Below are 20493 nucleotides of genomic sequence, written 5' to 3'. Positions count from 1 at the left end.
CGCCATGCGCCAGGACCTCGGCATCCCGGCCACCGAGTCGTGAGGGCGGGGCAGCCCGGCCCAGGCCGCCCGACTGTTTGCGCCCGTATCGTTGAATGGGGCCGCAGCGGGCCCGTGACCCGTCACCCGTAGATGCAGAGAGGCGCCGAGCAATGGTGCAGATCAAGACCCCCGAGCAGATCGCGAAGATGCGCGAGGCGGGGCTGGTGGTCGCTGCCATGCACGCGGCCACCCGTGAGGCGGCCGTGCCCGGCGCCACCACGAAGGACCTTGACCAGGTCGCCCGCAAGGTGATCGCCGACCATGGGGCGAAGTCCAACTTCCTCGGGTACGGCGGGTTCCCCGCGACCATCTGCACCTCGGTCAACGAGGTCGTCGTCCACGGCATCCCGGACGAGAAGACGGTTCTCAAGGACGGCGACATCATCTCGATCGACGCCGGTGCCATCGTGGACGGCTGGCACGGCGACGCCGCGTACACCGCTTTCGTGGGCACCGGTCACGCTCCGGAGCTGGTCGAGCTGTCCCGGGTGACCGAGGAGTCGATGTGGGCCGGGATCGCCGCGATGAAGGTGAACAACCGCCTGGTCGACATCTCCAAGGCGATCGAGTCCTACATCCGCCGCCAGCCCCGGCCGGCCACCGGTAAGTACGGGATCATCGAGGACTTCGGCGGCCACGGCATCGGTACCGAGATGCACATGGACCCGCACCTGCTGAACTACGTCTCCCGCAAGCGCGGCAAGGGCATCAAGCTGGTCCCGGGCGTCTGCCTGGCGATCGAGCCCATGGTCTCGCTCGGCACGGCCCGTACGGAGACCCTCGGCGACGACTGGACGGTCATCACGACGGACGGCACCTGGTCCTCGCACTGGGAGCACTCCATCGCCCTGACGGAGCAGGGGCCGCTGGTCCTGACCGCCCCGGACTGCGGCAAGGCGAAGCTCGCGGAGTACGGGATCGAAGCGGCGCCGGACCCCCTGGCCTGACGCATGGCGTCGGGCCTCTCGCCCGATGCAACCCCTCCGGCAGGTCTAAGGATCACCGGCAGTGGGCAAACTTGACGGATTCGTCTTTTGGAGTCCGCTGACGTAGACTGACTCGTCGGCTCTGGTGCATCCGTGTGTCCGCAGGTAAGGCACGGGATCGCGGGAGCCGATCAAGGTAGCCGATTCGAAAGGCGAAGCGTGGCCAAGAAGCAAGGTGCCATCGAGATTGAGGGCACCGTGATCGAGTCCCTCCCGAACGCAATGTTCAAGGTGGAGCTCCAGAACGGTCACAAGGTCCTGGCGCACATCAGCGGCAAGATGCGGATGCACTACATCCGCATCCTCCCGGATGACCGGGTCGTGGTGGAGCTCTCTCCGTACGACCTGACGCGTGGCCGGATCGTCTACCGCTACAAGTAGATCTTGCCGGCACCCCGTTTCGGCGCGGTGATGGCACTGACCCGGAGAACCTGACATCCCATGAAGGTCAAGCCGAGCGTCAAGAAGATCTGCGACAAGTGCAAGGTGATCCGCCGTCACGGTCGGGTCATGGTCATCTGCGACAACCTGCGCCACAAGCAGCGCCAGGGCTGAAGCACGACCGCCTGCATCTCGCAGTTCTTCGCGCGACGCACGTAAGCACATACATACGCAGAGCCCGTCCAAGCCACGGCTGACGACACCTCCGGCGGGGGCCGGAGACCCGGACGTACCACCTCTCCCAGCGAGGGGTCGGCGGTCGGGAGTGGCCCTGCGGAAGACCCCCGAAATAACAACTGGAGCCATTGAATGGCACGCGTTTCAGGTGTTGACATCCCGCGCGAAAAGCGCGTGGAGGTTGCCCTCACCTACGTCTTCGGTATCGGGCGCACCCGGTCCAAGGAGATCCTCGCCAGCACCGGCGTGAACCCCAACGCCCGCGTTCGTGACCTGGCCGAAGAGGACCTGGTCAAGATCCGCGAGTACGTGGACGCCAACCTCCGCACCGAGGGTGACCTCCGCCGTGAGGTCCAGGGTGACATCCGCCGCAAGATCGAGATCGGCTGCTACCAGGGCATTCGTCACCGCCGTGGTCTGCCGGTGCACGGTCAGCGCACCAGCACGAACGCGCGTACCCGCAAGGGCCCGCGTCGCGCCATCGCCGGTAAGAAGAAGCCGGGCAAGAAGTAGTCCTCAGCGGACGCACTGCGTCATCCGGTTCTCCGGACCGTCGCAGCAACCAGCGGTCTTCGCTGTAGGACCGATCACCTCCCCTCTCCATCTGGAGTCAAGACATGCCCCCCAAGGGTCGTCAGGGCGCAGCCAAGAAGGTGCGTCGCAAGGAAAAGAAGAACGTCGCTCATGGCCACGCGCACATCAAGAGCACGTTCAACAACACCATCGTCTCGATCACGGACCCCTCGGGCAACGTGATCTCCTGGGCCTCCGCCGGCCACGTCGGCTTCAAGGGCTCGCGCAAGTCCACCCCCTTCGCCGCGCAGATGGCCGCCGAGTCGGCCGCCCGCCGCGCGCAGGAGCACGGCATGCGCAAGGTCGACGTCTTCGTCAAGGGTCCCGGCTCCGGCCGTGAGACCGCGATCCGCTCCCTCCAGGCCACGGGCCTCGAGGTCGGTTCGATCCAGGACGTCACCCCGACGCCGCACAACGGCTGCCGTCCGCCGAAGCGTCGCCGCGTCTGATCCGTCGCGGCCGGTGACGGCCGTGCGTCAGTAGCGCCGGGTCCGGGCGGTACACCTCATACGGGGCGTACCGCCCGTACCCTTGTTACATCTGTCGGGCATCAAATAGTGGGTGCCCACGACTGAAGGATCACCACATGCTTATCGCTCAGCGTCCGTCGCTGACCGAAGAGGTCGTCGACGAATTCCGCTCCCGGTTCGTGATCGAGCCGCTGGAGCCGGGCTTCGGTTACACCCTCGGCAACTCCCTGCGCCGTACCCTCCTCTCCTCGATCCCCGGTGCCGCTGTCACCAGCATCCGGATCGACGGGGTCCTGCACGAGTTCACCACCGTGCCGGGCGTCAAGGAGGACGTCACCGACCTCATCCTCAACATCAAGCAGCTGGTCGTCTCCTCGGAGCACGACGAGCCCGTCGTGATGTACCTGCGCAAGCAGGGCCCGGGTCTGGTCACCGCCGCGGACATCGCGCCCCCGGCCGGTGTCGAGGTGCACAACCCCGACCTCGTTCTCGCCACGCTCAACGGCAAGGGCAAGCTGGAGATGGAGCTGACCGTCGAGCGCGGTCGCGGCTACGTCTCCGCCGTCCAGAACAAGCAGGTCGGCCAGGAGATCGGCCGGATCCCGGTCGACTCCATCTACTCGCCGGTGCTCAAGGTCACGTACAAGGTCGAGGCGACCCGTGTCGAGCAGCGCACCGACTTCGACAAGCTGATCGTCGACGTCGAGACCAAGCAGGCCATGCGTCCCCGTGACGCCATGGCGTCGGCCGGTAAGACCCTGGTCGAGCTGTTCGGTCTGGCGCGCGAGCTCAACATCGACGCCGAGGGCATCGACATGGGCCCGTCCCCGACGGACGCCGCTCTCGCCGCCGATCTGGCCCTGCCGATCGAGGAGCTGGAGCTCACGGTCCGCTCGTACAACTGCCTCAAGCGCGAGGGCATCCACTCCGTGGGTGAGCTCGTGGCCCGTTCCGAGGCGGACCTGCTCGACATCCGCAACTTCGGTGCGAAGTCGATCGACGAGGTCAAGGCGAAGCTGGCCGGTATGGGCCTCGCGCTGAAGGACTCGCCTCCCGGCTTCGACCCGACCGCCGCCGCCGACGCCTTCGGCGCCGACGACGACGCGGACGCCGGTTTCGTGGAGACCGAGCAGTACTGAGCGCCACCCGCACGACTTCCGTGAGGCGTCCGCCTTACGGGAACTGACACCGGTACCTGATACGGCCGGTGCAGCACACAAGGAGAATCACCATGCCGCGTCCCGCAAAGGGTGCCCGTCTGGGCGGCAGCGCCGCGCACGAGCGTCTGCTCCTCGCCAACCTGGCGAAGTCGCTGTTCGAGCACGGCCGCATCACGACGACCGAGGCCAAGGCCCGCCGCCTGCGTCCGGTCGCCGAGCGCCTCGTCACCAAGGCGAAGAAGGGCGACATCCACAACCGTCGCCTGGTGCTGCAGACGATCACGGACAAGAGCATCGTCCACACGCTCTTCACCGAGATCGCCCCCCGTTACGAGAACCGCCCCGGTGGTTACACGCGTATCACCAAGATCGGCAACCGTCGTGGCGACAACGCCCCGATGGCGGTCATCGAGCTGGTCGAGGCGCTGACCGTGGCCCAGCAGGCCACCGGTGAGGCCGAGGCCGCGACGAAGCGCGCGGTCAAGGAAGACACCCTCAAGAAGGACGAGGCCCCCGCGGCCGAGTCCACCGAGGACGCCAAGCCGGTCGAGAAGGCCGACGAGGAGTCCAAGGACGCCTGAGCGTTCTGAGACCACTGGACGGGCCCGCATCACCCTTCGGGGCGGTGCGGGCCCGTTCTGCTGACCGGAGGGGATAAGGAGATGCGGGTGAGTGACAAGGCGGAGCCCGGGTTCGTACGGGTGCGGCTGGACCTGTCGTACGACGGCAAGGACTTCTCCGGCTGGGCGAAGCAGACCAGCCGGCGCACGGTGCAGGGCGAGATCGAGGACGCGCTGCGGACCGTGACCCGGTCGGCCGTGACGTACGACCTGACGGTGGCGGGCCGCACGGACGCCGGGGTGCACGCGCGGGGGCAGGTGGCGCACGTGGACCTGCCTCAGGCGGTGTGGGCGGAGCACGAGGAGAAGCTGCTGCGGCGGCTGGCGGGGCGGTTGCCCTGGGACGTGCGGATCTGGCGGGCGGCGCCTGCCCCGGCCGGGTTCAACGCCCGCTTCTCCGCGCTCTGGAGGCGATACGCCTACCGGGTCGGCGACCGGCCCGGCGGGGTGGACCCGCTGACGCGCGGTCATGTGCTCTGGCACGACCGGCCGTTGGACGTGGACGTGATGAACGAGGCGGCCGCGCTGATGGTGGGCGAGCACGACTTCGCCGCGTACTGCAAGAAGCGCGAGGGCGCCACCACCATCCGTACGCTCCAGAAGCTGAGCTGGGTACGGGACCCGGTGTCGGGCGTCCTCACCGCGACGGTGCAGGCGGACGCGTTCTGCCACAACATGGTGCGCGCGCTGATCGGTGCGGCGCTGTTCGTCGGCGACGGCCGGCGGCCGGCCGTCTGGCCCGCCGAGGTGCTGGCGGCGAAGGTGCGCGACCCCGGGGTGCACGTGGTGCGGCCGCACGGGCTGACGCTGGAGGAAGTGGCTTACCCGGCGGACGAGTTGCTGGCCGCGCGCGCCGAGGAGGCACGGAACGTCAGGACGTTGCCGGGGGCGGGGTGCTGCTGAGGCCGTACACGCTCAGCGGCTGCCGCTGCTGCGGGCCTCGTTCCTGAAGTGCCGTACGAGGGCGATGACACCCCACGCGATCAGCACGTTGACCAGCGCCCCTGCCCCGTGGAGCAGCGGGTCGAGGAGGTTGAACGCGGTATCTCCCCGGAGCGAGTCGTCGCCGATCAACAGGGCCAGCGGGTAGGCCAAGGTGACCAGTAGGACGATGTCGCCAGGCCAGGCGGCCAGGGTCATCGCTGCCTGGCCTGCCTCCGGCTGTCCGGCGATCTCGTAGACCAGGGCGGCGAGCGTGACCAGGCCGACGTAGCCGACGGAGGCGAGGCGGGTCCTGCTGCGTGGACCGGGGGTGCTCATGACTCCTATTGAACATGTTCAGTTCTGTGGGGTGCGCACTGCCTCCCGGAAGGGGCCTCTACTGCCCGGCCTCCGCCGCCTGGGACGCCTGGACCTGGCCGCGGTGGCGGATCTGGCGGAAGACGAAGTTCGTCAGGTCGTCGCCGACCGCGAAGACGTCTCTGTCCTGGGTGGTGACGCGGGTGCCGTCGGTGAAGCCGCCGACGGTGAAGTAGGCGTACCGCCCGTAGGAGTTGGCCGTGCGGCGGCAGACCGTACCGCCGCGGCAGAACGTGGGCACGCCCGCGCCGCTGAGGGAGGCGAGGCCGCCCGAGGCCTGGTCGACCGTCCTCTTCGCGCGGGCCTGCGTGTCGAAGACCGCGATGCCGACGGTGACGGCCACCCCGTCCTTTCGGTAGGTCGCGCGGATCAGCTGTTCGCAGCCGTTCTCCGTGAGCACCGCGCCGAGGGCGCCCTGGGTGCCGGTCGCGCAGTCGGTGGTGCGGGCGGTGGCGCCCTTGAGGTGGACGCGCTCACCCATGGCGAGCTTCTCGCCGGGGAAGAAGCCGTCGACGGTGATCGGCGCCTTGTCCTTGCCGGCGCTGGATATGTACTCCTCCGGGTCCGGTGGGGGCGGCGGTGCCACCGAGGAGAAGGAGGGCGCGGGCGCCGACGTGTCCTCGGGGAGGTCGACCGGCGCGGGCAGTTCGCTCGCACTGCCGGCCGGATCGCTCTTGCCGCCGCCTGTGGTGACCACGGCGGTGGCCACGATCGCGCCGACCACGGCGGTGGCCAGCACCCCGCCGCCGATCATCAGCCACCGCTTGCGCCGGGCCCGCGCGGCGGACTCCTCGGCGAGCGCGGCCCAGTCCGGAGTCCCGCTGTCCTGCGGAGTCCCGTTGTCCCCTGGCCCCCAGGAGGGCCCCCCTTGCCATGAACTCATGCGCGAATCCTAGAGCGTTCCGCTCGACGGCAGGACCGGCGGCGGTAAACCGGTTGGGCCATCGCTTCGCGGCCCGTGACAATGCTCTGTATGGGACATCTTGAAGCAGGCCACCTGGAGTACTACCTACCGGACGGGCGGGTGCTGCTCGGCGACGCCTCGTTCCGGGTGGCCGACGGAGCCGTCGTCGCCCTCGTCGGCGCCAACGGGGCGGGCAAGACAACCTTGCTGCGGCTCCTCGCCGGCGAGCTCCAGCCGCACGGTGGCACGGTCTCGGTGAGCGGCGGGCTCGGCGTGATGCCGCAGTTCGTGGGGTCGGTGCGGGACGAGCGGACCGTACGGGACCTCCTGGTCTCCGTCTCCCAGCCACGCGTCCGGGAAGCGGCGAAGGCGGTCGACGTGGCCGAGGAGAAGATCCTCACCGTCGACGACGAGGCCGCGCAGATGGCGTACGCGCAGGCGCTCAGCGACTGGGCCGAGGCGCGCGGGTACGAGGCCGAGACGGTCTGGGACATGTGCACCATGGCCGCGCTGGGCGTCCCGTACGAGAAGGCACAGTGGCGCGAGGTGCGCACGCTCAGCGGCGGTGAGCAGAAGCGGCTCGTACTGGAGGCGCTGCTGCGCGGCCCCGACGAGGTGCTGCTCCTGGACGAGCCGGACAACTATCTGGACGTGCCGGGCAAGCGCTGGCTGGAGGAGAAGCTCAAGGAGACCCGGAAGACGGTCCTCTTCGTCTCCCACGACCGGGAGCTGCTGTCCAGGGCCGCCGAGAAGATCGTCAGCGTCGAGCCGAGCGCGGCGGGCAGCGACGTATGGGTGCACGGCGGCGGCTTCGCCACGTACCACGACGCGCGCAAGGAGCGGTTCGCGCGGTTCGAGGAGCTGCTGCGGCGTTGGCAGGAGGAGCACGCCCGGCTGAAGGCGCTCGTCCTGCGGATGCGGCAGCAGGCGGCGAACAGCCCCGACATGGCCAACCGCTACCACGCGATGCAGACCCGCTTCAAGAAGTTCGAGGAGGCGGGCCCGCCGCCGGAGCCGCCTCGTGAGCAGGACATCAGGATGCGGCTGCGCGGCGGGCGGACCGGGGTGCGGGCGGTTACCTGCAAGAGCCTGGAGCTGACCGGGCTGATGAAGCCGTTCGATCTGGAGATCTACTACGGGGAACGGGTCGCCGTCCTCGGCTCCAACGGGTCGGGCAAGTCGCACTTCCTGCGGCTGCTGGCAGGGGAGCCGGTGGCGCACACGGGGGAGTGGAAGCTCGGGGCGCGGGTCGTGCCGGGCCACTTCGCCCAGACGCACGCGCACCCGGAGCTGCTCGGCAAGACGCTGGTGGAGATCCTCTGGTCCGAGCACGCCAAGGACCGCGGCGGGGCGATGTCGGTACTGCGGCGGTACGAGCTGGAGCGGCAGGGGGACCAGGCGTTCGAGCGGCTGTCCGGCGGGCAGCAGGCGCGGTTCCAGATCCTGCTCCTGGAGCTGGCGGGCACCACCGCGCTGCTCCTGGACGAGCCGACGGACAACCTGGACCTGGAGTCGGCGGAGGCGCTGCAGGACGGCCTGGAGGTGTACGACGGCACGGTGATGGCCGTCACGCACGACCGGTGGTTCGCGAAGTCCTTCGACCGGTATCTCGTCTTCGGCTCGGACGGGGTCGTACGGGAGACGTCGGAGCCGGTGTGGGATGAGCGGCGGGTCCAGCGGGCGCGGTGACCTTGGCGGCCGGCGGCCGGCGGCCGGCGGTCGGCGGGTGCGGTGCGGTGCGGGGTGCCGTGCGGGGTGCTGTGCGGCGCCGTTGCGGGGGCGCTGCCCCCGAGCCTCGAACGCCGGCGGGGCTGGAAAGGTTCGCCTCGAACGCCGGCGGGGCTGGGTGGTGCTGCGAGGCTGGCGGTGCTGCGGGGATGGTCGGAGGGGTCCGTTTTGACCCGCGTGGGGGCTCCCCGGTAGTGTCAGGGTTTGTTATGCGTATCGGCTTCGTCGTTTTCCTGCGATCAGCCCTTACGTAGGTTCTCTGGAGCAGTTACCAGTGGCTCGCATACGGGCAGTGCCCCGGCGCTGTGAGCCCCAGCTGCATGATCGCTTCAGGGGTGCCATGTGTTGTCTGGACCTCATCCACTGAAGAAGCGAAGGCTACGAAGTGCGTACGTACAGCCCCAAGCCCGGAGATGTGACGCGCCAGTGGCACATCATCGACGCTCAGGACATCGTCCTGGGCCGTCTGGCCACCACGGCTGCGAACCTCCTCCGAGGCAAGCACAAGGCGATCTACGCCCCCCACATGGACATGGGCGACTTCGTCATCATCATCAACGCCGAGAAGGTTCACCTCTCGGGTAACAAGAAGACCCAGAAGATGGCGTACCGCCACTCGGGCTTCCCGGGCGGTCTCCGTTCGGTGCGCTACGACGAGCTGCTCGCGAAGAACCCCGAGAAGGCCGTCGAGAAGGCCATCAAGGGCATGATCCCCAAGAACACCCTGGGCCGTCAGATGCTCTCGAAGCTCAAGGTCTACGCGGGCGACCAGCACCCGCACGCTGCTCAGCAGCCGGTCCCGTTCGAGATCACCCAGGTCGCGCAGTAGTTCCGGCCACCCCCTAAGACATACAGAAAGATCTGAGGAGAATCGTGGCCGAGACCACTGTTGAGACGACCGCCGACGACACGGTGGGCACCGAGGGCGAGGAGACCTTCGCCGAGGTGACCACCTTCGAGTCGGAGGTCCCCGTCGAGGGTGACTACACCTCCGAGTCGCTCGCGGGCCGCTTCGGCGACCCGCAGCCCGCGGCCGGCCTGGGCCGTCGCAAGAACGCCATCGCCCGCGTCCGGATCGTTCCGGGCACCGGCAAGTGGAAGATCAACGGTCGTACCCTTGAGGACTACTTCCCCAACAAGGTGCACCAGCAGGAAGTCAACGAGCCCTTCAAGGTGCTCGAGCTCGACGGTCGCTACGACGTTGTCGCCCGCATCTCGGGTGGCGGCGTCTCCGGTCAGGCCGGTGCCCTGCGCCTCGGCGTGGCCCGCGCGCTGAACGAGGCGGACGTGGACAACAACCGCGCCACGCTGAAGAAGGCCGGCTTCCTCTCCCGCGACGACCGTGCGGTCGAGCGCAAGAAGGCCGGTCTCAAGAAGGCCCGTAAGGCCCCGCAGTACAGCAAGCGCTAAATCGCCTGCTCGTCTGCATTACACGAACGCCCCGGCGGCACACTCCGTGCTGCTGGGGCGTTCGTTTATCGGGCCTCGCAGGCGTATAACGGCATGAGACGTTCATCGGCCCGCCCGCCTCACGCCTCTTGCGCGTGAGCCGCGCCGTGCCGTGCCGCGTCTTCCCCTGTGCCCGGCCGTTTTGCTGTTTTTGTGGTTGTGGTTGTTTAGTTTCGCTTGCTTTGATTTTTGTGGTTTCTGAGCACCTCGGAGGACACCAGTGGGACGACTCTTCGGTACGGACGGAGTGCGCGGTGTCGCCAACGCGGATCTGACGGCCGAGCTCGCGCTCGGGCTCTCGGTCGCGGCGGCGCACGTACTAGCCGAGGCGGGCACCTTCGCGGGCCATCGCCCGACCGCCGTGGTCGGCCGCGACCCCCGAGCCTCCGGAGAGTTCCTGGAGGCCGCCGTCGTGGCCGGCCTGGCCAGCGCGGGCGTGGACGTCCTGCGCGTCGGCGTGCTGCCGACGCCGGCCGTGGCGTACCTCACGGGCTCGCTCGGCGCCGACATCGGCGTGATGCTCTCCGCCAGTCACAACGCCATGCCGGACAACGGCGTCAAGTTCTTCGCGCGCGGCGGCCACAAGCTCGCCGACGAGCTGGAGGACCGGATCGAGACGGTCTACGAGCAGCACCGCACCGGTGAGCCGTGGAGCCGCCCGACCGGCGCGGGCGTCGGCCGGGTCACCGACTACACGGAGGGCTTCGACCGGTACGTCGCCCACCTCATCGGCGTCCTCCCCAACCGGCTCGACGGGCTGAAGGTCGTCCTGGACGAGGCACACGGCGCCGCCGCCCGGGTCTCGCCCGAGGCATTCGCCCGGGCCGGGGCCGAGGTCGTCACCATCGGCGCCGAGCCGGACGGCCTGAACATCAACGACGGCTGCGGCTCCACCCATCTGGAGCTGCTGCGCGCCGCCGTCGTCGAGCACGGCGCCGACCTCGGCATCGCCCACGACGGCGACGCCGACCGCTGCCTCGCCGTGGACGCGGCGGGCGACGAGGTCGACGGCGACCAGATCCTCGCCGTCCTGGCCCTCGCCATGCGGGAGGCCGGGCAGCTGCGCAAGGACACCGTCGTCGGCACGGTGATGTCCAACCTCGGCTTCAAGATCGCCATGGAGCGCGAGGGCATCCACCTCGTCCAGACGGCGGTCGGCGACCGTTACGTCCTGGAGTCGATGAAGGCCGAGGGCTTCGCGCTCGGCGGCGAGCAGTCCGGCCACGTCATCGTCCTGGACCACGCCACGACCGGCGACGGCACGCTGACCGGCCTGATGCTGGCGGCCCGCGTCGCCGCCACCGGCCGGGGCCTCGCCGAGCTGGCCGGGGTCATGCAGCGCCTGCCCCAGGTCCTCATCAACGTCCCCGACGTCGACAAGTCCCGGGTGAACACCTCCTCCGAGCTGGCCACCGCGGTGACCGAGGCGGAGCGCGAGCTCGGTTCCACCGGACGCGTCCTGCTGCGCCAGTCGGGCACGGAGCCGCTGGTACGGGTCATGGTCGAGGCCGCCGACATCGAGCAGGCACGCGCGGTCGCGGGCCGGCTGGCCGATGTGGTGAAGTCCGCGCTGGGCTGAGCCCGCGCTTCATGGACGTACGGAAGCCCCCGGCCGGCCGCCCCCGGATCTCGCACTCCATCGCATCCCCTGAGCTGGGGTGTTGCGACGACCACTAGAACCTGGGTGCCGCCGGGGGCTTCCGCGCGCGCCGGACCTTCCACAGCGCCTTCTCCAGCAGCAGCGTCAGCGTGCCCGCGAGGACGATCCCGCCGAGGTTGGCGAGCAGCTGCTGCCCGGAGCCGATGGTCTGCTGGTAGTCGGAGTAGCTGAACGCCACGGCCGCGTTGGCGGCGGCCGGGACCGTCGTCACCGAGATCGCCACGCCGACCAGGGCCCCGGACTTCGCCGAGGTGAGGGAGAGCGTCCCGGCGATGCCCGCCAGGAACGCCACGACGAACGACATCCAGTCCGGGTGCCAGATGAACCCGGTGTCGGGACGCGGCCGGCCGGCCATCGCGCTGTCGAAAAGGCCGAAGGCGTCCAGCAGCGAGACGAACCCCGCCGTGACGGCCATCGCCAGCGCGAAGCCGCCGATCAGCGCCCACAGCGACCGCGCCACCAGCCGGGGCGCACGCTGCACGAGGGCGGTGGAGATCCCGGCCAGCGGGCCGAACTCCGGGCCGACCGCCATCGCGCCCACGATCAGCACCGCGTTGTCGAGCATGACCCCGCAGGCGGCGAGCATGGTGGCGAGGGCGAGGAAGGAGACGTACGTGATGGAGAACGTCGACTCCTCGTTCGTCGCCTCCGTCAGCTCCTCCCACAGCACCGCGTCCGCGCTGTCGCCCGGCGCCTCGCGCTCCGCCTCCTCGGCGCGCGAGGAGAGGGTGAGGTCCAGGTGCTCGACGCTGATCGCCCCGGACTCGTCGATGCCGAGGCGCCGGAGCTTCTCGATCAGCTCGTCACCGGCCTCCCTCGCCACATCGCACAGCACCACGTCCCCGGCCGGGGAGCGGGCCGCGCCGGGCAGGACCACGAGGTGGGCGGTGCCGACGGTGGACTCCAGGAGGGCGATGACCTCGTCCGTCGCGTCGGCGGGCACGATGAGACGCAGGTGCAGCACGCGGCCGGCCCCCCGGGGGCTGAGCGGGGTCAGAGCTTGCGCAGGGAGAGCCTCTGGACCTTGTGGTCCGGCCCCTTGCGGAGGACCAGAGTGGCACGGCCGCGCGTCGGAGCCACGTTCTCCAGCAGGTTCGGCTTGTTGATGGTCCGCCACATGGTGCGCGCGTAGTCCAGGGCCTCCTCCTCGGAGACCTGGGTGTACTTGCGGAAGTACGAGGACGGGTCCTGGAACGCCGTGTCGCGCAGCTTGCGGAAGCGGCTGAGGTACCAGGTCTCGATGTCCTCGGCGCGCGCGTCCACGTACACGCTGAAGTCGAAGTAGTCGGCGAGCCCGACCCTGGTCCGGCCGTCCTTGCCGGGCAGCGCGGGCTGCAGGACGTTGAGACCCTCCACGATGAGGATGTCCGGGCGACGGACGGTGAGCCGCTCGCCGGGGACGATGTCGTAGATCAGGTGCGAGTAGACGGGCGCGGTCACCTCGTCCTTGCCCGCCTTGATGTCCGCGACGAACCGGGTCAGCGCCCGCCGGTCGTAGGACTCCGGGAACCCTTTGCGCGAGGTCAGCCCGCGCGCCTTGAGCTCCTTCATCGGCAGCAGGAACCCGTCGGTGGTCACCAGCTCGACGCGCGGGTGCTCGGGCCAGCGGGCGAGCAGGGCCTGGAGGATACGGGCGCTGGTGGACTTGCCGACGGCGACACTGCCCGCGACCCCTATGACGAACGGCGTACCGCGCTGCGCCCCGTGCCCGTTCCCGGCGTCCCCGAGGAAGGTGTTCAGCGCGCCGCGCAGCCCGGACGTGGCCTGGACGTACAGATTGAGGAGCCGGGAGAGCGGCAGGTAGACGTCCCGCACCTCGTCCAGGTCGATGACATCGCCGAGCCCCCGCAGCCGCTCCACCTCGTCGGCGGTCAGCGGCAGCGGGGTCTTGTCCCGCAGGGCGCTCCACTCGTCACGCGCGAGGTCGACGTAGGGGGTCGGCGCATGCTCGGTGCGGCGCTGCGGGCTCCGTGCGGGCGAAGTGATCACCCTTCATTGTCGCGGGAGTTTTGACGGAGTGGGGGGTGGGGTCGGTCACGTGGGTGCCGGGCCATGTCCGTATGACGGACGCGGGCCCGGTGTCCGCTCCCCTGTACCGGACACCGGGCCCGCGCCCGGGCTCTGTGCGGGCCGTACGGTCACGGTTCCTCACCCTTGGCGTCGACGGCGGCGGCCTTGGTCCTCGCGACGTTGATCAGGATGTCGCCGCGCTTGCGGACCGTACGGTCGGAACCGTCACCGTCGTCGGGGCCGAGAGGACCTCGTGGGTCTGGTGACGCCCTCGCGCAGTCGGCGGGCGGTGTCGTACCGGTCCCGGGTGCGGAACGCGACGAGGAACGTCTCCGCGGTGATGTCGTCCGCCGGGCCCTCCCCGAGCCGGCGGGCCACATAGCGGTGGATGTCCGGGGCGTGCCGGTCGTAGAGCCCGGCGAACAGTTCCGGCTCGCCGAGGGACCGCGCGACGACGTCCGCGTCGTCGGCACCGCCGGTGGGCGGGTCCGGGGGTGGTCCGGCCACTGCGCCTCCAGGGGTGGGTCGGTGGATGCCGGTCACCCTTGTCGCCCGCAGCGGCCGGAAAGGTTCACGGGTCTTCCAAGCCTGTCTGTAACATCGCGGGCCGCCCGGGCGTGCCTATGACAGGAAGCGGCAGGGATTCGACGACGACATCTCCCGGACTCCCGGAGTCCCGCACGACGACAACCTCCGCACGACCACGACCACGACCCCAACCATCGACCACAGTCAGGATCAGGATGTCGAAGGAAGCTGAGTTCGACGCCTTCTACACGGCGACGGCCAAACGCCTGGTCGCCACCGTCTACGCGATGACCGGCGACCTGACGGAGGCCGAGGACGCGGTCCAGGAGGCGTACGCACGGGCCTGGCAGCGCTGGGACCGGCTGACGCGCGAGGGCGACCCGCTCCCGTGGGTGCGCACCGTCGCGATCCGGCTCGCGGTCAGCGCCTGGCGCCGCACCCGCAACCGGCTCCGCGCCCAGCTGCGCCACGGCCCCGCGTCGGACGACCCGGGCCCGTCCGGGGGCTCCGCCGACCGGGCCGCGCTGGTGGCGGCCCTGCGTGAGCTGAGACCGGACCAGCGCCGGGCGGTGGTCCTGCACCACCTGCTGGACCTGCCGGTGGATGAGGTGGCCCGGGAGACGGGCTCCACGAGCGGAGCGGTACGGACCCGGCTCAGCCGGGCCCGCAGGCAACTGGGCGAGCGGCTCGCCCACATGGACGCGTACGACGACGAGGGGATGGCCCGGCATGGCTGACATCGAGGAACTGCTGACCGACACCCCCGTGCGGCTCGCCCCGGCCGCGGCCATCCGCGCCCGCGGCGACCGCCGCCGGACCAGCCGGCGGGCGGCCGTGGCCGTGGTGGCGGTCGTCGCCGCCGGAGCGATGGGCCTCGGCGCGTGGGCGGGCCTGGCGGTGCCGGACGAGTCGGGCGGTACGGACGTGGCCACCGTGGGCCCGAACCCGTTCAAGTCCGACGGGATCGTGCACGCCCTGGACCCCTCGGAGCTGCCCGCGCACGAGGTCCTGCGGTGGAAGACCTTCGACGGGGAGTGGGAAAAGGAGTCCGACAGCGCCCCCCTGCCGAAGGCGGGGCTGGGCAGCACGTGCGGGACGTGGTCCGGCGAGCTGGACCGGCTGCCCGAGATGCAGTACACCCGCCTGTACGCGGGCAAGGACGGCGCCCGCGCCCGGTACCGCGTCTCCACGTACGGGACCCGGGCCGAAGCCGCCGAAGCCATGGAACAGCTGGACGAGACACTCGTCGGCTGCGGGGTGAAGAGGGCCGTGGGGGAGCCGGACGGCAAGTACATCGGGGAGACCCGGGACACGGGGGACCAGCTCGACGTCACCGTGACGTCCTGGGGGACGTGGGTCGGGGTGGTGGAGGTCCAGTGGCCCGCGGAGAGCTGGGACAACTGACCTGGCCGCCCGGGCCCGGGCATGGGGCGGTGGCCACCCGACCGGGGGGCGGGTGGCCACCGTTCTCATCGCGTCCCGTCGCGTCCCGTCGGTCCTGGGCGGCCATCGCCTCGCCGAGGACGCCGTCTGGCGCCTGTGGGAGCTCCGCTGGCTCAGAGGTGCGAGGACGGTCGGCGGTTCGGCGGTTCCACCGGATCGCGACTGCCGCGGCCCGGTGGACCACCTGCGGCGGCTCGTTCCCGGCGTCGCGGCCGGGACACCGGCCCGTCGGCTGCCGCTCCCGAGCAAGCGTCCGCGCCCACCCGACGCTCCTTCCCCGAGGTCCGGAAAAGATTTCGGGCGGCGTGTCGATCGGGGGCCGTCCCGTTCGTCGTCATCGTGTAAGGCGACCCGCACCCGGCGGGCGCTCCACACAGGTGACAGGAGCCGGACCATGAAGTACATGCTGCTGATCCACAGCGGGACCGTCGACGAGCAGGGCGGGGCGCCGCAGTGCACCGTCGAGGACTGGATGGCCTACGACAAGGACGTACGCGACGCGGGCATCCTCGTCTCCGGGGAGTCGCTGGCCGATCTGGTGACCGCGACCACCGTGCGGGTCTCGTCGGCGGGGGAGCGGACCGTGACGGACGGGCCGTTCGCGGAGACGCGGGAGCTGCTGGGCGGGTTCCTCGTCATCGACGTGCCCGACCTCGACGCAGCCCTCGACTGGGCCGCGCGCTGTCCCGGCGCGCGGGACGGCGGCTCGGTCGTCGTCCGGCCGGTCGCGGACTTCGGGGGCTGAGAGCGGTGGTGGGTGAGGAGCCGGAGGAGGCTCGGGTCGCCGTCGAGGCGGTGTTCCGGGAGGAGCGGGGGCTGTTGCTCGCCTCCCTCGTGCGCCGGTTCGGGGATCTCGACCTGGCCGAGGAGGTGACGTCCGAGGCGATCGAGGCGGCCCTGCGCCACTGGCCGGCCGAGGGCGTCCCCGCCCGGCCCGGGGCCTGGCTGCTGACGACCGCGCGGCGTAAGGCGGTGGACCGGTTGCGGCGGGACCAGGCGTACGCGGCGCGGCTCGCCGTCCTCCAGGCCGACGCGGAGCGGGACGAGGCCGCACCGGTTACGAAGGTGTCCGGCTTCGGCGAACTGCCGGACGAGCGGCTCCAGTTGTTCTTCACCTGCGCCCACCCCGCCCTCGCCGCCGAGGACCGTGCCGCCCTCACCCTGCGCTGCCTCGCCGGGCTCACCACGCCCGAGGTGGCGCGGGCCTTCCTCGTGCCGACGGCGACCATGGCCCAGCGGATCGTGCGGGCGAAGAAGAAGATTCGCGAGGCCCGGATCCCGTTCCGGGTGCCCGGGCCCGACGAGCTGCCGGAGCGGCTGCCCGGGGTGCTCCAGGTCGTCTACTCGGTCTTCACCGAGGGGTACGCGGCCAGTTCCGGCCCTCGTCTCCAGCGGCTCGACCTGGCCGACGAGGCGGTCCGGCTGGCCCGGATACTGCACCGCCTGCTCCCCGCCGAACGGGAGGCCGCCGGGCTCCTCGCGCTGTTGCTCCTCGTCCACGCCCGGCGCGGCGCGCGGACCGGCCCGGAGGGGGAGCCGGTGCTCCTGGAGGACCAGGACCGGGGACTCTGGGACCGGGCGATGATCGAGGAGGGGCGTGCCCTGGTGGTCCGGGCGCTGACCGGGGGGCCGGCCGGGCCGTACGGGGTGCAGGCCGCCGTCGCCGCCCTGCACGACGAGGCGGCGGACGTGGAGTCCACGGACTGGGTGCAGATCGTGGCCCTGTACGACGTGCTGCTCACCCTGACCCCGTCCCCCGTGGTAGCGGTGAACCGCGCCGTGGCGGTCGCGATGCGCGACGGGCCGGGGGAGGGGCTGGCGCTGCTCGACGCGCTGGGCGGCGAACCCAGGCTGCGGGCGTACGGGCCGTACGCGGTGGCGCGGGGCGATCTGCTGAGCCGCCTGGGGCGGGGCGGGGAGGCGGCCGTGGCCTATCGGGAGGCGCTGGAGCTGGCGGGCACCGAGCCGGAGAGGGCGGCGCTCCGGCGGAAGCTGGGGGAGGTACGGGAAGGCGGGTGACCCTCCCCCCTCCCCAGGGCTGCTTCACGTCGACGTAGTCCGCCGTGGAGGTGACCGCCGCGGTGGTGGACGTGCCCGCGAAGGAGCAGCGGAAGTAGCCGTCCGCCGTGGCCTTCGTCGTCGTCCGCAGCCTGCCCTCGTGGTGGTGGACGTGCCCTCCGCGTCCGGGGCGGGCGTCATGCTCCCGGGCCAGGCCAGCACCCTCAGGCTCCGGACACCGCAGTGGTCCGACACCCGGGCGCGGTGAAGGTGAGCGAGCCGACCTGGCCCGCGCGCGGGGCGACGTACGCGACGGAAGCCTTCGCCACCCCGGGCCCGGTGCTCCGGGTGCTCCCGGTCTCCCCGGCGAAGGCGCCCGCTCCTGCCGGCAGGGCGGCACCGGCGAGGGCGGAGACGGTGACGGCACGCTTGGGCATGGGAGCTCCACGGTGCAGCGATGGCCGGTCAGGTCATCGGTTGATCGTTGCGCTGTGTCGATGGTGGAGCGACCGGGGTGCTCGGGGCGTGCGTGCGCGTGCTCATTCCTCGTGCTCAGTGGCGTAGGACAGTTCCAGGGAGACGGGCTCGGTCTGCTGGTCGGAGGCCGTGACGTGGGTGGTGTGGCGGGTGAGGCGCAGGCCCATCGCGGCGAGTTCGCCGGGTTCGTGGAGGGCGCAGAGCAGGGCCGCCGCCGCGGGGAGCGTGAGGGGGGTGGTGGGGCTGTGTCCGAGGGCGGCAGCGGTGTCGGGGGCGGTGAGGGCCGCCTGGCGGGCGTGGTCGAGGACCTCGCCGGGGTCGTCGACGACGAGTTCCTCGATCTCGATGCGCCGGGTGCGTACGCGGAGGTCCGGGGGGCGCCGGTGGAGCTGCCTCGGTGGTGCGAGGGCGGGGCGAGGGTCCGGGTGGGTCAGGTTCGGGCGGTTCATGAGGCGGGCTCCAGAGTGCGGACGTACGGGACCGTCGAGTTCGGGGCGGGGGCCGGGGAGGCAGCACGAGGACGGAGGCGGCGGGCGGGGAGGGCGCCGGTCGTTCAACTGCGGTCCCGTGGAAAGCTGGTGATGGTGGGGCGGGCGAGGAGATGGCTGATCCGGACGCGCGCGCGATCGAGGACCGAGGTGGCCAAAAGGGCTCCGCGAGGGGTGCGAGAGGCGGTGACAACGCTCCGCCGCGTTGTGGTCGGTGGGGACAGACATACTCACCATGGGAGCGGCGCGCGATCGTCGCAAGGTGCGCTGTGTGCACTGCGCGCAGGCCGCGTGAACTGTCGGATGGCGGGCCGGATCAGAAGGATGAGCCGTGGCACGTGAAAGGTCGGGCCGGACAGCACAGCACCTCGTCCTGGTGGCGCGTCTGCGGCACCTGCGGGAAGGGGCAGGCCTGTCCGTACCCCAGGCCGCGAAGCTGCTCGGCTGGCACCCGTCGACGCTGCGGAGGCTGGAGCAGGCGCAGACCTCCCTGGACGTGGGGCAGGTGTCCGCGCTGCTCGACCAGTACGGGGCGGGCGCGTCCGAGACCGACGACATCATGGGCCGGCTCAACGCGGCCAACGTGCCCGGCTGGTGGCATCCGCTGCGCGATGCGATGGACCCCTGGCTCATGGACCTGATGAGCGTGGAGTCCGCCGCGAGCGTCGTACGCACCTGGGACCCGGCGCTCGTACCGTTGCTGCTGCGGACCCCGGCGTACGCCATGGCCGTGGACGCCGCCCTGCGGCCCGAGCTGGACCCCGCGGTCCGGCGGCGGCGCGCGGAGCTGCTGGTGATGCGTCAGCGGCGGCTGCGTGAGCAGCAGGCGCGGGTGTGGGCGGTCCTGCCGGTCACCGCACTGCGTTGCCGGGTCGGTGACGGAGAGGTGATGCGCGAACAGCTCGCCGCGCTCCAGGAGGCGGCGGAGCGGCGGGATGTGATGGTGCAGCTCCATGCCGAGGACGCACCGCCCCACCCGCTGACCGGGGTTCCGGCATTGAGTCTGTACCGCGTGGAGATCCGGGAGATCGCGGATCACGTGGTGCGTGAGGGCGGGCTGCCGGGAACGGCGGAGGTGTGGGACAGCGGCCCGCCGGTACAGGAATATCAGGCGATGCTGGACGTGTCGTGTGTGATGGCGATGCGTCCGGACCGAACGAGGGAGATCCTGCAGGATGAGTACGACCGGGAACGGGGCTGAACTGCCCGCGCAGATCGACACGAGCGTCGCGCACTCCGCGCGCGTGTGGAACTACTGGCTCGGCGGGAAGGACAACTTTCCGGCGGACCGGGCCGCGGGCGATGCCTACCGTGAGAAGTACCCGCTGATCGAGACGTTCGCGAAGGAGTCGCGTGACTTCCTGCGCCGTACGGTGACCTACCTCGCCCGGGATGCCGGGATCAGGCAGTTCCTGGACGTCGGCGCGGGCCTGCCGACGGCGAACAACACGCACGAGGTCGCGCAGCGGATAGCCCCGGACGCGAAGATCGTCTACGTCGACCACGACCCGCTGGTGCTGCTGCACGTCCACGCGCTGCTGACCAGCAGCGCCGAGGGCGCGACCGCCTACGTGGAGGCCGACATGCGCGACACGGAGGCGGTCCTGGAGGGCGCGGCCCGGACCCTGGACCTGAGCCGGCCCGTCGCCCTCGTGATCTCCGACGTCCTGGGGCACATCGTGGACTGGGACGACGCCCTGTCCCTGGTACAGCGGCTGGTGGCGCGTCTGCCCTCGGGCAGCTACCTGTCCCTGTCCCACTCCACCGCCTCGGACGAGGCCCACCGGGCGGTCCAGGACGAGTACAACAGCAGCGGGGCGATCCCGTACATCTTCCGCGAGCCGGAGACCACGATCGCGTTCTTCGACGGGCTGGAGATGGTGGAGCCGGGGATGGTGTCCTGGCCGAACTGGCGGCCCGACGCGAACACCGGCACCACCACCGGCCGGGCCGGATGGGGAGCCGTCGCCCGCATTCCCTGACCGTGCCGGTCATCGCCGCGCCGCGCACCCGGACCGCGGGTGCGCGGCGCGCTCCGTC

24 protein-coding genes and 1 pseudogene are annotated in these 20493 nt (G+C 70.8%); 18 read left to right on the top strand and 7 right to left on the bottom strand.

Going from position 1 to position 20493, the window contains the following annotated elements; all coding sequences use genetic code 11:
* The first annotated feature begins 152 nt into the window (after positions 1-152).
* The 8 genes from map (at position 153) to truA (ending at position 5372) form a co-directional block, all read left to right on the top strand.
* Positions 153-989 (top strand): type I methionyl aminopeptidase, encoded by an 837-nt coding sequence (map, locus tag ABZ154_RS27270; protein WP_356836841.1) that lies wholly within the window; start codon positions 153-155, stop codon positions 987-989.
* 198 nt (positions 990-1187) lie between these two features.
* Positions 1188-1409: a translation initiation factor IF-1 gene (gene infA, locus ABZ154_RS27265; protein WP_003956442.1), complete on the top strand. Its 222-nt coding sequence runs from the start codon at positions 1188-1190 to the stop codon at positions 1407-1409.
* A 60-nt stretch (positions 1410-1469) separates the two neighbouring features.
* On the top strand, positions 1470-1583 hold the full coding sequence (rpmJ, locus tag ABZ154_RS27260) for a 50S ribosomal protein L36 (protein ID WP_003956441.1): 114 nt from the start codon (positions 1470-1472) through the stop codon (positions 1581-1583).
* Between the two features lie 195 nt (positions 1584-1778).
* Positions 1779-2159 (top strand): 30S ribosomal protein S13, encoded by a 381-nt coding sequence (gene rpsM / locus ABZ154_RS27255; RefSeq protein WP_031127471.1) that lies wholly within the window; start codon positions 1779-1781, stop codon positions 2157-2159.
* A 104-nt stretch (positions 2160-2263) separates the two neighbouring features.
* The gene (rpsK, locus tag ABZ154_RS27250; RefSeq protein WP_003956432.1) at positions 2264-2668 is read left to right on the top strand and encodes a 30S ribosomal protein S11; all 405 of its coding nucleotides are present in this window, start codon (positions 2264-2266) and stop codon (positions 2666-2668) included.
* Positions 2669-2805: 137 nt separating this feature from the next.
* Entirely contained in the window at positions 2806-3828 is a 1023-nt protein-coding gene (locus ABZ154_RS27245; protein WP_003966937.1) for a DNA-directed RNA polymerase subunit alpha, read from the top strand.
* A 92-nt stretch (positions 3829-3920) separates the two neighbouring features.
* The gene (rplQ, locus tag ABZ154_RS27240; protein ID WP_356836839.1) at positions 3921-4430 is read left to right on the top strand and encodes a 50S ribosomal protein L17; all 510 of its coding nucleotides are present in this window, start codon (positions 3921-3923) and stop codon (positions 4428-4430) included.
* Between the two features lie 87 nt (positions 4431-4517).
* Positions 4518-5372, top strand: coding sequence for a tRNA pseudouridine(38-40) synthase TruA (gene truA / locus ABZ154_RS27235; protein WP_356836837.1), 855 nt, complete (start codon positions 4518-4520; stop codon positions 5370-5372).
* Positions 5373-5384: 12 nt separating this feature from the next.
* Here truA and ABZ154_RS27230 read toward each other — a convergent pair whose 3' ends face one another.
* Positions 5385-5729, bottom strand: coding sequence for a hypothetical protein (locus tag ABZ154_RS27230; RefSeq protein WP_356836835.1), 345 nt, complete (start codon positions 5727-5729; stop codon positions 5385-5387).
* Positions 5730-5787: 58 nt separating this feature from the next.
* A complete protein-coding gene (locus ABZ154_RS27225; RefSeq protein WP_356836833.1) occupies positions 5788-6651 on the bottom strand; it encodes a hypothetical protein in 864 nt (287 codons plus the stop codon).
* 90 nt (positions 6652-6741) lie between these two features.
* Here ABZ154_RS27225 and ABZ154_RS27220 point away from each other — a divergent pair, with 90 nt between their 5' ends.
* From ABZ154_RS27220 to glmM, 4 genes are all read left to right on the top strand, one after another.
* Entirely contained in the window at positions 6742-8361 is a 1620-nt protein-coding gene (locus tag ABZ154_RS27220) for an ATP-binding cassette domain-containing protein (protein WP_356836831.1), read from the top strand.
* A 424-nt stretch (positions 8362-8785) separates the two neighbouring features.
* The gene (gene rplM / locus ABZ154_RS27215) at positions 8786-9229 is read left to right on the top strand and encodes a 50S ribosomal protein L13 (protein ID WP_356836829.1); all 444 of its coding nucleotides are present in this window, start codon (positions 8786-8788) and stop codon (positions 9227-9229) included.
* Positions 9230-9312: 83 nt separating this feature from the next.
* Positions 9313-9810: a 30S ribosomal protein S9 gene (rpsI, locus tag ABZ154_RS27210; RefSeq protein ID WP_356836851.1), complete on the top strand. Its 498-nt coding sequence runs from the start codon at positions 9313-9315 to the stop codon at positions 9808-9810.
* Between the two features lie 259 nt (positions 9811-10069).
* Complete coding sequence (gene glmM, locus ABZ154_RS27205; protein ID WP_356836827.1) at positions 10070-11428, top strand: phosphoglucosamine mutase; 1359 nt, start codon at positions 10070-10072, stop codon at positions 11426-11428.
* Between the two features lie 94 nt (positions 11429-11522).
* Here glmM and ABZ154_RS27200 read toward each other — a convergent pair whose 3' ends face one another.
* From ABZ154_RS27200 to ABZ154_RS27190, 3 genes and pseudogenes are all read right to left on the bottom strand, one after another.
* Entirely contained in the window at positions 11523-12473 is a 951-nt protein-coding gene (locus tag ABZ154_RS27200; RefSeq protein ID WP_356836825.1) for a DUF389 domain-containing protein, read from the bottom strand.
* A 29-nt stretch (positions 12474-12502) separates the two neighbouring features.
* Positions 12503-13498 carry a type I pantothenate kinase gene (gene coaA, locus ABZ154_RS27195; protein WP_356836823.1) on the bottom strand — a complete coding sequence of 332 codons (996 nt, stop codon included), beginning with the start codon at positions 13496-13498 and terminating at the stop codon, positions 12503-12505.
* A 297-nt stretch (positions 13499-13795) separates the two neighbouring features.
* A pseudogene (locus ABZ154_RS27190) lies at positions 13796-14026 on the bottom strand (sigma factor); the annotation flags it as partial.
* 236 nt (positions 14027-14262) lie between these two features.
* Here ABZ154_RS27190 and ABZ154_RS27185 point away from each other — a divergent pair.
* The 4 genes from ABZ154_RS27185 (at position 14263) to ABZ154_RS27170 (ending at position 17509) form a co-directional block, all read left to right on the top strand.
* Entirely contained in the window at positions 14263-14784 is a 522-nt protein-coding gene (locus ABZ154_RS27185; RefSeq protein WP_356836821.1) for a SigE family RNA polymerase sigma factor, read from the top strand.
* On the top strand, positions 14777-15451 hold the full coding sequence (locus ABZ154_RS27180; protein ID WP_356836819.1) for a hypothetical protein: 675 nt from the start codon (positions 14777-14779) through the stop codon (positions 15449-15451). The genes ABZ154_RS27185 and ABZ154_RS27180 overlap by 8 nt, the downstream gene beginning before the upstream one ends.
* 433 nt (positions 15452-15884) lie before the next feature.
* The gene (locus ABZ154_RS27175; RefSeq protein WP_356836817.1) at positions 15885-16235 is read left to right on the top strand and encodes a YciI family protein; all 351 of its coding nucleotides are present in this window, start codon (positions 15885-15887) and stop codon (positions 16233-16235) included.
* Between the two features lie 8 nt (positions 16236-16243).
* Positions 16244-17509, top strand: coding sequence for a DUF6596 domain-containing protein (locus tag ABZ154_RS27170; protein WP_356836815.1), 1266 nt, complete (start codon positions 16244-16246; stop codon positions 17507-17509).
* A gap of 203 nt (positions 17510-17712) precedes the next feature.
* Here the strand turns inward: ABZ154_RS27170 and ABZ154_RS27165 are convergent, their stop codons facing one another.
* Positions 17713-17925 carry a hypothetical protein gene (locus ABZ154_RS27165; protein ID WP_356836813.1) on the bottom strand — a complete coding sequence of 71 codons (213 nt, stop codon included), beginning with the start codon at positions 17923-17925 and terminating at the stop codon, positions 17713-17715.
* Between the two features lie 102 nt (positions 17926-18027).
* Positions 18028-18414, bottom strand: coding sequence for a hypothetical protein (locus ABZ154_RS27160; RefSeq protein ID WP_356836811.1), 387 nt, complete (start codon positions 18412-18414; stop codon positions 18028-18030).
* A 370-nt stretch (positions 18415-18784) separates the two neighbouring features.
* Here ABZ154_RS27160 and ABZ154_RS27155 point away from each other — a divergent pair, with 370 nt between their 5' ends.
* Positions 18785-19654, top strand: a complete 870-nt coding sequence (locus tag ABZ154_RS27155) for a helix-turn-helix transcriptional regulator (protein WP_356836809.1) — start codon at positions 18785-18787, stop codon at positions 19652-19654.
* Positions 19629-20435, top strand: a complete 807-nt coding sequence (locus tag ABZ154_RS27150; RefSeq protein WP_356836807.1) for an SAM-dependent methyltransferase — start codon at positions 19629-19631, stop codon at positions 20433-20435. The genes ABZ154_RS27155 and ABZ154_RS27150 overlap by 26 nt, the downstream gene beginning before the upstream one ends.
* The last annotated feature ends 58 nt before the right edge of the window (positions 20436-20493 follow it).

It is taken from the genome of Streptomyces sp. NPDC006261, from assembly GCF_040613515.1.
Classification (GTDB): Bacteria; Actinomycetota; Actinomycetes; order Streptomycetales; family Streptomycetaceae; genus Streptomyces.
This window is presented reverse-complemented; position numbering and strand designations above follow the sequence as displayed.